Source organism: Aeromonas sp. FDAARGOS 1418, assembly GCF_019048585.1.
In the GTDB taxonomy this organism is placed as follows: Bacteria; Pseudomonadota; Gammaproteobacteria; order Enterobacterales; family Aeromonadaceae; genus Aeromonas; species Aeromonas caviae.
Genome location: NZ_CP077387.1, coordinates 636,651 through 650,955, shown reverse-complemented (window position 1 = coordinate 650,955; position 14,305 = coordinate 636,651). Strand labels below are relative to the sequence as shown.

Annotated in this window: 12 protein-coding genes; 8 read left to right on the top strand and 4 right to left on the bottom strand. The window is 64.5% G+C overall.

Annotation, left to right across the window (positions count from 1 at the left end; genetic code table 11):
- The first annotated feature begins 12 nt into the window (after window positions 1-12).
- The 4 genes from I6L48_RS03120 (at window position 13) to ompA (ending at window position 5,920) form a co-directional block, all read left to right on the top strand.
- Window positions 13-957, top strand: a complete 945-nt coding sequence (locus I6L48_RS03120) for a branched-chain amino acid transaminase (protein ID WP_113069234.1) — start codon at window positions 13-15, stop codon at window positions 955-957.
- 146 nt (window positions 958-1,103) lie between these two features.
- Window positions 1,104-2,945, top strand: coding sequence for a dihydroxy-acid dehydratase (gene ilvD / locus I6L48_RS03115; protein WP_113069232.1), 1,842 nt, complete (start codon window positions 1,104-1,106; stop codon window positions 2,943-2,945).
- Window positions 2,946-3,009: 64 nt separating this feature from the next.
- A complete protein-coding gene (gene ilvA, locus I6L48_RS03110) occupies window positions 3,010-4,542 on the top strand; it encodes a threonine ammonia-lyase, biosynthetic (protein ID WP_113069229.1) in 1,533 nt (510 codons plus the stop codon).
- A 247-nt stretch (window positions 4,543-4,789) separates the two neighbouring features.
- Window positions 4,790-5,920 carry a porin OmpA gene (ompA, locus tag I6L48_RS03105; RefSeq protein ID WP_113069227.1) on the top strand — a complete coding sequence of 377 codons (1,131 nt, stop codon included), beginning with the start codon at window positions 4,790-4,792 and terminating at the stop codon, window positions 5,918-5,920.
- 52 nt (window positions 5,921-5,972) lie between these two features.
- On the opposite strand, the gene I6L48_RS03100 is transcribed toward ompA, so the two are convergent.
- Window positions 5,973-6,368, bottom strand: coding sequence for an HPP family protein (locus I6L48_RS03100; RefSeq protein WP_180321018.1), 396 nt, complete (start codon window positions 6,366-6,368; stop codon window positions 5,973-5,975).
- Window positions 6,369-6,518: 150 nt separating this feature from the next.
- Between I6L48_RS03100 and I6L48_RS03095 the strand changes: the two genes are divergently transcribed.
- On the top strand, window positions 6,519-7,058 hold the full coding sequence (locus I6L48_RS03095; RefSeq protein ID WP_041211985.1) for a TetR/AcrR family transcriptional regulator: 540 nt from the start codon (window positions 6,519-6,521) through the stop codon (window positions 7,056-7,058).
- On the opposite strand, the gene priA is transcribed toward I6L48_RS03095, so the two are convergent.
- Window positions 7,055-9,262: a primosomal protein N' gene (gene priA / locus I6L48_RS03090; RefSeq protein ID WP_113069225.1), complete on the bottom strand. Its 2,208-nt coding sequence runs from the start codon at window positions 9,260-9,262 to the stop codon at window positions 7,055-7,057. The genes I6L48_RS03095 and priA overlap by 4 nt on opposite strands.
- A gap of 147 nt (window positions 9,263-9,409) precedes the next feature.
- Here priA and rpmE point away from each other — a divergent pair, with 147 nt between their 5' ends.
- From rpmE to I6L48_RS03075, 3 genes are all read left to right on the top strand, one after another.
- Window positions 9,410-9,625, top strand: a complete 216-nt coding sequence (gene rpmE, locus I6L48_RS03085) for a 50S ribosomal protein L31 (RefSeq protein WP_010676078.1) — start codon at window positions 9,410-9,412, stop codon at window positions 9,623-9,625.
- Between the two features lie 116 nt (window positions 9,626-9,741).
- Complete coding sequence (locus I6L48_RS03080; protein WP_113069223.1) at window positions 9,742-11,175, top strand: DUF2867 domain-containing protein; 1,434 nt, start codon at window positions 9,742-9,744, stop codon at window positions 11,173-11,175.
- Window positions 11,176-11,353: 178 nt separating this feature from the next.
- Window positions 11,354-12,610: a malic enzyme-like NAD(P)-binding protein gene (locus I6L48_RS03075; RefSeq protein ID WP_010676076.1), complete on the top strand. Its 1,257-nt coding sequence runs from the start codon at window positions 11,354-11,356 to the stop codon at window positions 12,608-12,610.
- Between the two features lie 72 nt (window positions 12,611-12,682).
- Here I6L48_RS03075 and I6L48_RS03070 read toward each other — a convergent pair whose 3' ends face one another.
- Window positions 12,683-12,865 (bottom strand): hypothetical protein, encoded by a 183-nt coding sequence (locus I6L48_RS03070; RefSeq protein ID WP_010676075.1) that lies wholly within the window; start codon window positions 12,863-12,865, stop codon window positions 12,683-12,685.
- A gap of 54 nt (window positions 12,866-12,919) precedes the next feature.
- Window positions 12,920-14,245 carry a two-component system sensor histidine kinase RstB gene (gene rstB / locus I6L48_RS03065; RefSeq protein WP_113069221.1) on the bottom strand — a complete coding sequence of 442 codons (1,326 nt, stop codon included), beginning with the start codon at window positions 14,243-14,245 and terminating at the stop codon, window positions 12,920-12,922.
- Window positions 14,246-14,305 lie beyond the last annotated feature (60 nt).

Here is a 14,305-nt window from a genome sequence, read left to right as displayed (position 1 = left end):
GGAGCCAAGCCAATGTCACAGCCTTCCCAATCCGCCGCCCACCCCCAATACATCTGGTTCAACGGCAAGCTGGTCCCCTGGCAGGATGCCCAGGTGCATGTCATGAGCCATGCCCTGCACTACGGATCCTCGGTGTTCGAGGGGGTGCGGGCCTATGACACTCCCAAGGGGACCTGCATCTTCCGCCTGCAGGAGCACACCCGCCGCCTGTTCGACTCCGCCAAGATCTACTGGATGGACGTCCCCTACAGCGAGTCCGAAGTGAATGAAGCCTGCCGCACCGTGGTGCGCGAGAACGGCCTGAAGAGCGGCTACTTGCGCCCGCTGGCCTTTGTCGGCAACGTGGGGCTGGGGCTGCATCCGCCGCTGGATGCCAAGGCCGACCTCATGGTCGCGGCCCTGCCCTGGGGCGCCTACCTCGGTGAAGAGGGGTTGAAAAACGGAGTGGATGTGTGCGTCACCTCCTGGAACCGGCTCGCTCCCAACACCATCCCGACCGGTGCCAAGGCGGGGGGCAACTATCTCTCTTCCCAGCTCATCAGCCGCGAGGCCAAGCGCAACGGCTTCGCCGAGGGGCTGGCGCTGGATGTGAACGGCTATCTGAGCGAAGGGGCGGGGGAGAACCTGTTTCTGGTGAAGAACAGCGTGCTGTTCACCCCGCCCGCCACCGCCGCCATCCTGCCCGGCATCACCCGCGACACCATCATGACGCTGGCGCGCGACTTGGGTTACGAGGTGCGCGAGCAGGCGCTGCCCCGTGAGGCGCTGTACGTCGCAGACGAAATCTTCATGACCGGCACGGCGGCCGAGGTGACCCCGGTGCGCTCGGTGGATCGGATGAAAGTGGGCGCCGGTTGCCGTGGCCCGGTGACCGAGCAGTTGCAGAACGCCTTCTTCGGCCTGTTCAACGGCAAGACCGAAGACAAGTGGGGCTGGCTGACGCCGGTCAACGACTGATGAGAGCGGGGAGGCGTCACGCCTCCCCGAGTCGCTTCCGGTGAAGGCTCCCCGAGGTGCCTTCACCAGGATCGATTCCCGATCCGCGAATCACACATTCATGTTGAAAGACAATGCGCCCCAGGGGCATTCAGGGAGTAGAGACAATGCCGAAGTTGAGATCCGCCACCACCACCCACGGACGTAACATGGCCGGGGCCCGCGCCCTCTGGCGTGCCACCGGCATGACCGATCAGGATTTCGGCAAGCCCATCATCGCCGTGGTCAACTCTTTCACCCAGTTCGTGCCGGGCCACGTCCACCTCAAGGATCTGGGCCAGCTGGTCGCCCGCGAAATCGAGGCGGCTGGCGGGGTCGCGAAGGAGTTCAACACCATCGCCGTGGATGACGGCATCGCCATGGGCCACGGTGGCATGCTCTATTCCCTGCCGTCCCGCGAACTCATCGCCGACTCGGTGGAGTACATGGTCAACGCCCACTGCGCCGACGCCATGGTCTGCATCTCCAACTGCGACAAGATCACCCCGGGGATGCTGATGGCTGCCCTGCGCATCAATATCCCGGTCATTTTTGTCTCCGGCGGTCCCATGGAAGCGGGCAAGACCAAGCTCTCCGACCAGATCATCAAGCTGGATCTGGTGGACGCCATGATCCAGGGCGCTGACCCCAAGGTCTCCGATGCACAGAGCGATCAGATCGAGCGCAGCGCCTGCCCCACCTGCGGCTCCTGCTCCGGCATGTTCACCGCCAACTCCATGAACTGCTTGACCGAGGCACTGGGTCTCTCCCAGCCGGGCAACGGCTCCCTGTTGGCAACCCACGCCGATCGCGAGCAGCTGTTCAAGCTGGCGGGCCAGCGCATCGTCACTCTGGCCAAGCGCTGGTATGAGCAGGACGATGCCTCGGCACTGCCGCGCAACATCGCCACCAAGGCGGCGTTCGAGAACGCCATGGCGCTCGACATCGCCATGGGCGGCTCCACCAACACCGTGCTGCACCTGCTGGCGGCAGCCCAGGAGGCGGGTGTCGACTTCACCATGGCCGACATCGACCGCATGTCCCGCAAGGTGCCCCAGCTGTGCAAGGTGGCGCCTTCCACCCAGAAGTACCACATGGAAGACGTGCACCGCGCCGGCGGCGTGGTCGCCATCCTGGGTCAGCTGGAAAAAGCGGGCCTGGTGCACGGGGATACCCGCAACGTGCTGGGCACTTCCCTGGTGGAGCTGCTGGCCGAATATGACGTCAGCCGCAGCCATGACAAGGGGGTTCACGACTTCTACCGTGCAGGCCCTGCCGGCATCCGTACCACCAAAGCGTTCAGTCAGGATTGCCGCTGGCCCGAGCTGGATCTGGACCGCGCCGAGGGGTGCATCCGCTCCTTCGATCACGCATACAGCCAAGAAGGTGGCCTGGCGGTCCTCGCTGGCAACCTCGCCCTCAACGGGGCCATCGTCAAGACCGCCGGGGTGGACGAGGAGAACCTCACCTTCCGCGGCCCGGCCCGGGTATTCGAGAGCCAGGAGAGCGCGGTGAGCGGCATTCTGGACGGCACGGTGAAAGCCGGTGAAGTGGTGGTGATCCGCTACGAGGGCCCGAAAGGGGGCCCCGGCATGCAGGAGATGCTCTATCCCACCACCTATCTGAAATCCATGGGATTGGGGAAGGCGTGTGCCCTCATCACCGACGGTCGCTTCTCCGGCGGTACCTCGGGTCTCTCCATCGGCCATGTCTCCCCGGAGGCGGCCTCTGGTGGCACTATCGGTCTGGTGGAGGATGGCGACATCATCAACATCGACATCCCGGCCCGCAGCATGGTGCTGGAGGTGGCCGACAGCGTGCTGGCCACTCGCCGCGCCGCCGTCTCTGCCCGTGGCTGGAAGCCGGTCGATCGTCAGCGCGAGGTCTCCTTTGCCCTGCGTGCCTACGCCATGTTCGCCACCAGCGCCGACAAGGGCGCGGTGCGCGATCGCACTCTGCTGGGGGAGTGAGAGGATGAACTGTCATGATATGGGCGCATTGCGCGCCCTTCGCCACGAGACGGGGGTATAAACCATGGTCTCTGCGGCGGATTATCTACGCAAGGTACTGCTCTCCCCCGTCTACGAGGCGGCGAGGGTCACCCCTTTGCAAACCCTGAAGAAACTCTCCGAGCGGCTCGGCAATCACGTCAGCCTGAAGCGGGAGGATCTGCAACCTGTTCACTCCTTCAAGCTGCGCGGCGCCTACCACAAGATCGCCACTCTGACCGAGGAGCAGAAGGAGCGCGGCGTCATCGCCGCCTCCGCCGGCAACCACGCCCAGGGGGTCGCCCTGTCGGCCGCCAAGCTCGGCATCAAGGCGATTATCGTGATGCCCAAGACCACGCCGGACATCAAGATCGACGCAGTGCGCCGTCAGGGCGGCAACGTGCTGCTGTTTGGCAACAGCTTCGACGAGGCCTATGGCGAGAGCCGCCGCCTCGCCGAGTTGGAGGGCTACACCCTGATCCCGCCGTTCGACGACGTCGAGGTGATCGCCGGTCAGGGCACCATCGGCAAGGAGCTGCTGGAGCAGGATACCCACCTCACCCACGTCTTCGTGCCGGTGGGCGGCGGCGGCCTGGCCGCCGGGGTGGCGGTCTACATCAAGCAGCTGCTGCCGGATGTGAAGGTGATCGGGGTGGAGGCTGAAGGCTCTGCCTGCCTCAAGGCGGCGCTGGCGGCCGGCGAGCCGGTCAATCTGGACCGGGTCTCCCTGTTTGCGGACGGGGTGGCGGTCAAGCGCATCGGCGAGGAGACCTTCCGCCTGTGCAACCAGTATCTGGACGAGGTGGTGACCGTCTCCAACGACCAGATTTGCGCTGCACTGAAAGACATCTTCGATGACTGCCGCGCCATCGCCGAGCCGTCGGGGGCCTTGTCCCTGGCGGGCCTGAAAGCGTACAGCGAGCGAGAGCAGGTGAAAGGGGGGCGGATGGCGGCCATTTTGTCCGGCGCCAACGTGAACTTCCACAGCCTGCGCTACGTCTCCGAGCGCTGCGAGATCGGTGAGAAGCGCGAGGGCATGCTGGCGGTGACCATCCCCGAGCGCAAGGGGGCCTTCCTCGACTTCTGCCGTCAGCTGGGGCCCCGCATGGTGACTGAGTTCAACTACCGCTACGCCGATGCCGAGCAGGCGTCGCTGTTCGTTTCGGTGCGCCTCACCGGCGGTGACGAGGAGCTGGGCCAGATCATCGATCAACTCGGCGGCAACGGTTATCCGGTGGTCAACATGACCGAGAGCGAACTGGCCAAGAACCACGTGCGCTACATGATTGGCGGCCGCCCGGCCCGGCCCCTCGGTGAGCGTCTTTACAGCTTCAAGTTCCCGGAGCAGCCGGGGGCCCTGATGCGCTTCCTGGAGACCCTGGGCTGTCGCTGGAACATCAGCCTGTTCCACTACCGCAACCACGGCGCCGACTATGGACGGGTGCTCTGCGCCTTCGAGCTGCCGGACGAGGACGTGGCGGCTTTCCACGACTACCTGCACGAGATTGGCTACGGCTGGAAAGAGGTGAGCGAGGATCCCGCCTACCGCCTCTTCCTGGCGAGCCAGGGCAGTCAGTGAGCGGGGGCCATCCCCTTGCCAGATGAAAAACGAAGAGCCCGGCTCTTCGTTTTTTTATGGGCAGCGCGCCGGCCCCCATGATTGGGGGCACGGTGGCCGATAATGTCGCCAATATCACACTCCTGAGTCCCTGGTCGTTTGAGGCTGGTTGCAGATGGGATAATCTGAATGCGGGGCTTGGGTTCAGGGCCCCGTCAGGGAAGAGAGACGCAGCCGCGTCATAACAATTCATTGCAGGGGCTCATCCATGAACAGATCTATGCTCGCCGTCCTGATCGGCGCTTTGATGGCAACAGGGACGGTGCAGGCTGCCGCCCAGGACAACACCTGGTATGTCGGCGGCAAGGCCGGCTGGTCAAATTATTACGGGGTGGATTACAACGCTCAGGTCGAAGAGCTGTTTGATGCGACCAAGGTGAACGAGAACAGCGATGATCTCGGTCTGGGGCTGTTTGCCGGTTATCAGGTGAACAGAAACGTGGCGGTTGAGCTCGGCTATGACTGGCTCGGCAAGTATCAGGTGGACAAGCACTACTCGGGCAACGGGGTTGATTTCGCACTCGATGGCGAGGCCAAGGCCCAGATGGTGCAGGCCACCATGAAGATCATCCTGCCTGCAACCTCGGCACTGGATATCTACGGCCGTCTCGGGGGGGCTTATGCCTGGACCGAGAGCTCACTCAACGTCCGGGCCAGCGATGGCACCAGCAGCCTCTCCGAATCCCATGAGGGCAACAAATATCATGGTGCCGCCTTTGTCGGGGCGCTGGGGGTCGAATACGCAATCGACAAGGATTGGGCCGCCCGCCTCGAATACCAGTACACCACCCCCCTTGGGAAGACTTCCCTCGACGAGTCAGGCATCGAGATGGACAATGGCCTGCTGTCGGTCGGCATGCTCTATCGCTTCGGCCAGATCGGCGACGAGCCGGTGGCACCAACGCCTGCGCCCGAACCTGCGTCCGCCCCGGCCCCCGTGCTGGTGGAGAAACAGTTCAGCCTGGATTCCGATGTGCTGTTCGAGTTCAACAAGGCGACCCTGAAGCCAGCCGCCAGCCAGGCCCTCGACAACCTGTTTGCCCAGATCCTGGCGGCCAATCCGAAAGACGGGGTGGCGACGGTGATCGGTCATACCGACCGCATCGGCTCGGAGGCCTACAACCAGTCCCTTTCCGAACAGCGTGCCCGCACGGTGGCGGATTATCTCATCGCCAAGGGATTGTTTGCCGACAAGGTGCGTGCCGAAGGGCGGGGAGAGTCTTCGCCCGTGACCGGGGGCAGCTGCCCGGATGGTGCCAAGGCTCAGATGATCGCCTGCCTGGCCCCGGATCGCCGGGTCGAGGTGCGCCTGACCGGGGTCTCCCAGATCGCCGAATAAGCCATCTTTGCCTTGCTATTAAACAACGAGGGGGCCTTGGCCCCCTCGTTGTTTATGTGGGTGTGAGTCGTGACGTTTGCAGCCGCCTGGCGCAATGACTCACCATGATCAGCAGCAAGGCGCCGGGCAGCACGGTTTGCCAGAGGAAAGGCCAGGACTGGGAGGTGAGCAGGATCAACAGTGGATTGGCTCCGGCGGGTGGGTGGATCAGCCCCAGTCCATGCATGAGTGCAATGGACAGGCCCACACCCAGCGCCAGCTTGAGTTCCATCGGTAGCGGGAGCAATTGCACCACCAACCCCACGGTGGCCGATAACAGGTGGCCTCCCAGCACGTTCTGCGGGCGGGCCAGCGGACTGTCCGGCAGTGAGAAGAGCAGCACACAGCTTGCCCCGAACGGTGCCATCAACAGGGTCGACTGCCAGCTCATGTCCAGCCAGCCGAGCAACATTATGGCCAGGCAGGCACCGAGCCCTGCCAGCCAGGCACTTCGCCATCGTCTTGTTTCCATCTCCTGTCTCCTTGTCTGTGCCGGATCACTTGATCCAGCCTGCGACATTAGGTAGACAGATCGGTGTACTTCAAGAGGAAAGTCACCATGAGCGACAAACGGCAACAGCTGATGACGACAGCCTATCGGTTGTTCAATCGTCACGGCTTTCACGCCACCGGCATCGATCGCATCTGGGCCGAGGCGGGCAGTACCAAACGTACCCTCTATCGCCACTTCCCCACCAAGGATGCCTTGATCGAAGCCGTGCTGATGGCGCGGGATGCGGAGTTCTTTGCCCTGCTCGATGCCAGGATGGATGGGGTGTCGGGACGGGAGGCCAGGTTGCTGGCGCTGTTCGATGGCTTTGCGGACTGGTTTGGCCGCAGCGACTTCTACGGCTGCAACTTCATCAACGCGAGCGCCGAGTTCTCCGATCCTCGCCACCCGGTGCGCAAGCTGGTGGTGGCCCACAAGCGGGCGTTGCTGAACTGGGTCAGGGAGGCCCTCGAATGCACCGAGGTGCAGGCCACCGGATTATGCCTGCTGTTGGAAGGGGCCGTGGTGATGGCCCACAGCTATCAGCAGCCCCTGGCTCTGGAACAGGCCAGGGTGTTGGCGGAGGCCGTGCTGGCAGAGCCGCGCTAGTTCAGTTCCGTGGGGTCGATATCCAGACTCCAGCGCACCCGCTTGGTCTCGGGCCACCCCTCCAGCTCCGTCACCGCCCAGTCGAGCAACTGGGCCAGAGGTGCCCGGCTGGGCCCCTGCACCAGCAGCTGCATGCGAAACTTGCCCGCCTTGCGCTCCATGAAGCCGCTGATGGGCCCCAGCACCTGCACCTGGGGATAGCGGGCGCTGCGCAGGGTATCGGCGAGGCGACTGAGGAACAGCTGTACCTCGTCGCGGCCGTTGGCCTCGGCCCGAAACAGTCCCTGATAGCTGAAGGGCGGCAGCCCCAGCAGGCGGCGCTCTTTCAGCGCCGTGTCGGCGAAGTGGCCATAGCCGTTCTGGGTCAGATCCTGCAGCAGGGCGTGCTCGGGATGGTGGCTCTGCAGCACCACCAACCCGGGCTTGCTGGCTCGACCGGCACGGCCCGCCACCTGGGTGTAGAGCTGGGCCAGCTTCTCGGCGGCGCGAAAATCGGCGCTGAACAGGGCGCCATCCACATCCAGCAGGCCCACTAGCGTCACGTCCGGGAAGTGGTGGCCCTTGGCCAGCATCTGGGTGCCGATCAGGATCTTGTACTTGCCCGCCTTGATGTCGCCGAGGTGGGTTTCGAGCTCCCCTTTGCGGCGGGTGTTGTCCCGGTCGATGCGCACCACCGGATATTGGGGGAACACGGTGCCGAGCAGTTGCTCCAGCTGTTCGGTGCCGACCCCGGAGCCGATGAGCTCGCTGCTGCCACACTCGGGACAGTGGTGGGGCAGCGGGCGCACGCTGTCGCAGTGGTGGCAGTGCAACCGTCGCCCGGCCTGGTGCCAGGTGTACCAGGCGTCACAGCGCTCGCAGGCTGCACTCCAGCCGCACTGGTGGCAGATGAGTGCCGGCGCATAGCCCCGGCGGTTGAGAAACAGCATCACCTGGTTGCCCGCCGCCAGGTGCTCGGCCATCAGCTGCTCCAGCTGGGGGGAGAGCCCGGCCTGCAGCCGCACGTTCTTGATGTCGAGGATCACCTGGCGAGCGGTCTGGGCGTTGCCGGCGCGCCGGGTCAGGCTGAGGTGGTGATACTTGCCGCTGCGGGCGTTGTGCAATGTCTCCAGCGACGGGGTGGCAGATCCAAGCAGGATGGGAATGCCGGCGCGATGGGCCCGCATCACCGCCAGATCCCGGGCGTGGTAGCGAAAGCCGTCCTGTTGCTTGAAGGAGCCGTCGTGCTCCTCGTCGATGATGATGATGCCGAGGTCCTTGAACGGCGTGAACACCGCGGATCGGGTGCCGATCAGAATGGCGGCACCGCCGTCGCGGCAGGCGAGCCAGGCATCGAGCCGCTCCCTGTCGTTCATGGCGGAGTTCATCGCCACCACGGGCACGTTGAAGCGGCGCCGGAAGCGGTTGATGGTCTGGGGGGTGAGGCCGATTTCCGGCACCATCACCAGCGCCTGCTTGCCCGCCTTGAGCAGGGGCTCGAGGATGCTGAGGTAAACCTCGGTCTTGCCGGAGCCCGTGATGCCGTCCAGCAGGAAGGCACCGAACTTGTTGCTCTGGCTGGTGACGGCGGCCACCGCCAGCGCCTGCTCGCCGTTGAGGCGCAGCCCCTCACCCGGCTCGAAGCGGGTGGCCCAGTCGCCATCATGGCTCGGCTCCAGCGAGCGCTTCTCCAGCAGTCCCTTCTTCTCCAGCGCGGTGAGGGCTGCGCTCTGGATCTCCTCCTGTTTGAGGGCGGAGGGGGTCTGCGGCCCCTTGCGCAGCAGGGCGAGGGCCTGCTGCTGCTTGGCCGCCCGCTTGAGCCCGTTGAGGTCGATCGCCATGCCCGCATCGGTAGCAAACCAGAACTCCAGCTCCCGATAGGCGGCGGGCTCACCCTTGCGCACCAGCACCGGCAGGGCATGGGGCAGCACTTCCCCCAGCGGATGCTGGTAGTAACCGGCGCTCCAGGCCATCAGCGCCAGAATGTCGGGCCCCAGCACGGGGGCGCTGTCGAGCACCCTCTTCAAGGGTTTTAATTTGTTGCGGGGGACCTGGCTCTCGGTCGGGTGATCCACCACCAGACCGACCAGGGTCTGCGGGCCGAACGGGATCTCGACCCGGCAACCGGGGGCAGGCAAGGGCAGGGGAGAGAGATAGTCGAAATGACGGCGTAACGGCACCGGCACAGCCACACGAACCAGATCCAGCGTTTGGGAAGAATTCACCAGGGGTTGCCTATTTTTTCTGCGAAGCCACTTGCCTGATCTCAGGCGTTTCCTATATTATTCGCAGCCTTTGAAACTGTGTTCAACAATCGTGTGGTGTCCGACAAGAGATCGGATGGCGACACGGCCTGATAATTGAGGTTGTCCATGAAAGCTGGTATCCATCCTGACTACGTAGCCATCACCGCCAAGTGCTCTTGCGGTAACGTCATCAACACCTTCTCTACCATCGGTAAAGATCTGAACCTGGACGTGTGCTCCGAGTGCCACCCGTTCTACACCGGCAAGCAGAAAGAAGTTTCTAGCGGCGGCCGCGTAGACAAGTTCAACAAGCGTTTCGGTGGCTTGACCTCCAAGAAGTAATCTTGCTTCTGAAGAATTCTGAAAAAGGCGCCCATCGGGTGCCTTTTTTATTGGCCGCCATTCTGTAATTCCCCGCTTTGCCCTATGGTGTTGGCTCAACCAAGGGAGAAGAGCCGATGCGCACATGTCTGGTGATGGGAGCTGCCGGGTACATAGGATCCTACCTGGTGCCTCATCTGCAGGGTCTGGGGTACAGGGTCATCGCCGGGGCCCGTCGTCCCTGCCGTCTGCCGGAGGGGGTGGCGTTTCGCCTCGCCGACAGCCTCAAGCCTGCCACCCTGCCCCCTGCGCTGGCGGGGGTCGACACCGTCTTCTATCTGGTACACGCCATGGGGGCGGGGGCCGGTTTTCACCGGCTGGAGCAGCAGGGAGTGAAGAACTTCGCCGCCGCCGCCCGTGCCGCCGGGGTGCGCCGTATCGTCTATCTCGGCGCCATCCAGCCCGAGCCCTGCAACAGTCGCCACCTCAACTCCCGGCGCTACTGTGGCGAGCTGTTTCGCAGCGCAGGGGTGCCCACGGTAGAGCTGCGTGCCGGCATCATCATAGGCCCCGGCTCGGCGGCGTTCGAGGTGATGCGGGATCTGGTGTACAACCTGCCCATGATGGTGACGCCCAAGTGGGTGCGCTCCCGCACGCCCCCCATCGCCCTCTCCAACCTCTTGCACTATCTGGGCGGGCTGGTGGAAGCCGACGGGGTGGATGGCCAGATCTTCAATGCGGCCGGCCCCGAGCTGCTCAGCTACCAGCAGCAGCTCCAGAAGTTCGCCACCCATATCGGCAAACGCTGCCCCATCATTCCGATACCTTTTTTGAGCCCCCGGCTCTCCGCCTGGTGGCTGCAGTTCGCCACCTCGGTTCCCCAACCCATCGCCAAGGCGCTGGTGGGGGGGCTCAAGCACGACATCCCGGCAGATGACGGCCCCTTGCGCGCCCTGCTGCCCCAGCATCTGCTCAGCTTCGACGAGGCGCTGGCGGAGAGCCTGGCGCTGGAGCAGAGGCTCGGTGCCGAGCAGCACGGGGAGGAGACGCCCCTGGGTCTGCGCTGGCGCCATCCTGAATATGGCTTCTACGACCGCACCGCCAGCGGGGAGGCGGATTGCCTCGCCGCCCCCGAGGTAGTGTGGCAGGTGCTGCAGCAACTGGGGGGTGAGCAGCGCTACTTCTACATGAACGAGCTGTGGGTGGTGCGCGAATGGATGGATCACCTGATCGGCGGCCCGGCCCGGACCCGGGGACGCACCAACCCGGATCGCTTCGTGAAGGGGGACATGCTGGACTCCTGGCAGATCCTCGGGGTGGATGAAGGACGCAGGCTGGATCTGCTGTTCAACATGAAGGCCCCCGGCGTCGGGCGGCTGGAGTTCAACATCCAGCCCCTGGAGTCCGGCCTGACCCGGCTGCGGGTGACTGCCCACTGGCATCCGCAGGGGGCCTGGGGGCTGGCCTACTGGCTTGCCATGCTGCCCTTCCACCTCTTCATCTTTCAGGGGATGACGGAGGCCATCGCCCGGCAGGCAGAGGAAAAAGCCGGCATTCCAGTCATGGATTGAAATCGAATCTATAACTAATTAGGTAGTTTTAGGTGGCATGACATGCTACTTATTAGCCTGTCATTGCTATCCAGCGATATTTTATGCTGTGAAAGGGCGGGGATTTCTTTATGATCCTCAGCCCTCGCCCGCTGGCGAGCCAACGCATCACTCATTCATTTCCGTATCGGGGTCCCCCATGTCCGATCAGCAGCACGATCTCCGCCAACAGGCACTCGACTACCACGCCCAACCCGTTCCGGGTAAAATCGCCATCGCCCTCACCAAGCCCGCCGAGACCGCTCGCGATCTGGCGCTGGCCTACAGCCCGGGCGTTGCCGAACCGGTACGCGAGATCGCCGCCAATCCGGCCGATGCCTACCGCTACACCGGCAAGGGCAACCTGGTGGCCGTCATCTCCAACGGCACCGCCATCCTGGGGCTGGGCAATCTGGGCCCGCTGGCCTCCAAGCCGGTGATGGAGGGCAAGGCCCTGCTGTTCAAGCGCTTTGCCGGCATCGACGCCATCGACATCGAGGTGAAGCACGAGACCAGCGCCCAGTTCATCGATACGGTGGCCGCCATCGCCGACACCTTTGGCGGCATCAACCTGGAAGACATCAAGGCCCCCGAGTGCTTCGAGATTGAAGAGGCGCTGATCGCCCGCTGCGACATCCCGGTGTTCCACGATGACCAGCACGGTACCGCCATCGTCACCGCCGCCGGGCTGCTCAACGCGCTGGAAGTACAGGGCAAGGAGATTGGCACCAGCCGCATCGTCTGCATGGGCGCCGGTGCCGCCGCCACCGCCTGCATGGATCTGCTGATCAAGTGCGGGGCTGCGCCGCACAACATCTTCATGCTGGACCGCCAGGGTGTGATCCACAGCGGCCGCACCGATCTCAACCAGTACAAGCAGCGTTTCGCCAACGACACCCCCCTGCGCACCCTGATGGAGGTGATCGAGGGGGCTGACGTCTTCGTCGGCGTCTCCGGCCCGGACGTACTGCCCGCCGAGGCGGTGGCCCTGATGGCCCCCAACCCGGTGATCTTCGCCTGCTCCAATCCGGACCCCGAGATCAAGCCTGCCCTGGCTCACGGAGTGCGCGGGGATCTCATCATGGGTACCGGCCGCTCGGACTACCCGAACCAGATCAACAACGTGCTCTGCTTCCCCTTCATCTTCCGCGGCGCCCTCGACGCCCGTGCCAGCCGCATCAACGATGCCATGAAGATTGCGGCAGTGGAGGCTATCCGGGCTCTGGCCAAGGAGCCGGTGCCCGCCGAGGTGCTGACCGCCGCTGGCGTGAGTGAACTCGCCTTCGGCAAGGACTACGTCATTCCCAAGCCCATGGATGCCCGCCTGCTGCCGCGGGTTGCCCGTGCCGTGGCGCTGGCGGCGGTTGCTTCCGGGGTGGCCCGCATCGAACTGCCAGGGGATTACATGCTGGGTTGAGTCACGGCAAGCGCGCAAAAACAGAAGGGGCCCCCTGTCGGGGGCCCCTTTTGCATGGCGGAAGCAGGCAGCTTACTTGGTCTTGGGGGCAACCTTGACGGCCGGCGCCTTGGCGTGGGCAGCCTTGTGATGCTTTTTCACGACCTTGGTCTGGGTGGCGTGGGGAGCGGCGGCCTTGGTCGGGGTGGCGGCCATGGTGAAGCCGGAGGTCAGGGCGAAGACAGCGGCCAGAGTCAGGGGGATCAGCTTGTTCATATTCCAGTTCCTCGTTCGGTTTGATGACATGGAGCGTTTCTCCATGACTTCATCCTAGGGTTGTTCGACCTGCGGTTCAGTGAGCGACTGGTGACGGTTTGTATCCAAATGTACGGGCAGGGTCAGGCAGAAACGGGCACCGCTGCTGCTTGGCAGCAGTTGCACCTCGCCGCCGTGGTGGTGGGCGATGCTGCGCACGATGGCCAACCCCAGCCCGGCGCCGCCGGTGCGTCTGTCCCGGCTCTGATCCAGGCGCACGAAGGGCTCGAAGATTTGCGGGGCCAGCGCGGGATCGATGCCGGGGCCATCGTCGGCCACCTCCAGCAGATAGTCGTCCCCCTGTCGCGCTATGCAGAGGCTTGCCTGGCTGGTGGCATGGCGAAGGGCGTTGCCGATGAGGTTCTCCAGCGCCCGATCGAGCAATCGGGTGTCGCCGCGCCAGGGCAGAGCCATGGCCGGGCGCACGAAGTCGAGCCGCTTGTCCGGCCGCAGGGCCTGCCAGTCGGCAAGGCGGCTGCCGGCCCAGCTGCCGAGCTCCAGATCGCTGCATTGCAGCGGTAGTTCGGGGCGATCGAGCCTGGCATAGGTGAGCATCTCCTCGATGAGGGCATCGAGGGCGCCGAGGTCCCGCTCCAGTCCCTGCTGCTCCTCGGGTGAGGGAGGCTCGGCCAGCATGGCGAGGCGATAGCGCAGCCGCACCAGCGGGGTGCGCAGCTCGTGGGCGATGGCGTCGGTCAGCTGCTTGCGGCTGGCCAGCATGGCCTGCAGTTGCTCGGTCATCTGGTCGAAGGTACGGCCGACCCGGCCCAGGCTGCTGCCGGGTGGCAAACGGGTGCGGCAGGAGAGATCGCCGTCACCGACCCGGCGGGCGGTCTGTTCGAGCTGCTGCAGGCCGCGCCAGTGCGGGCGCAGCCAGAGCAGGATCGGCAGCCCCAGCGAGAGACCGATGGCCAGCAGCAGCCCCACGTCGACCCAGTGCAGCTCGTGCAGGTAGGAGAGATAGGGGACGGGGCCGACGATCAGCACCTGATCTGTGCCCGGAATGCGCTGCAGGAAGGTGTCATCCTCCTCGACGATGACGATGTTGCCGGCCTCCAGGAAGGCCTGATCCTCGTTGGCCAGCGGCTGGTTGGCGAGGGCGCCGATCTGCAGCGGCAGGGTGAGCTGGCGGCTCTGCTCCGCCATGCGGGCGGGCCAGTGTTCGGCCGGCAAGCGGGCCAGCTCGCCGGTGAGCAGGCCGAGAGAGCCCTGCATCATCCGCTCCAGATAGCGATCTCCCGCCCGCTCGGCGGTGACCTGATAGACCATGCCGACCAGCAGGATGGCCAGGGTGAAACAGCCGATCAGCAGCAGATAGAACTGGATAAACAGGCGTCGCATCGGGCTCTCCTCTTGCCTGGATTGCGTCTGGGCATTGCCTTGTTGCCCCCTCATCCCCAA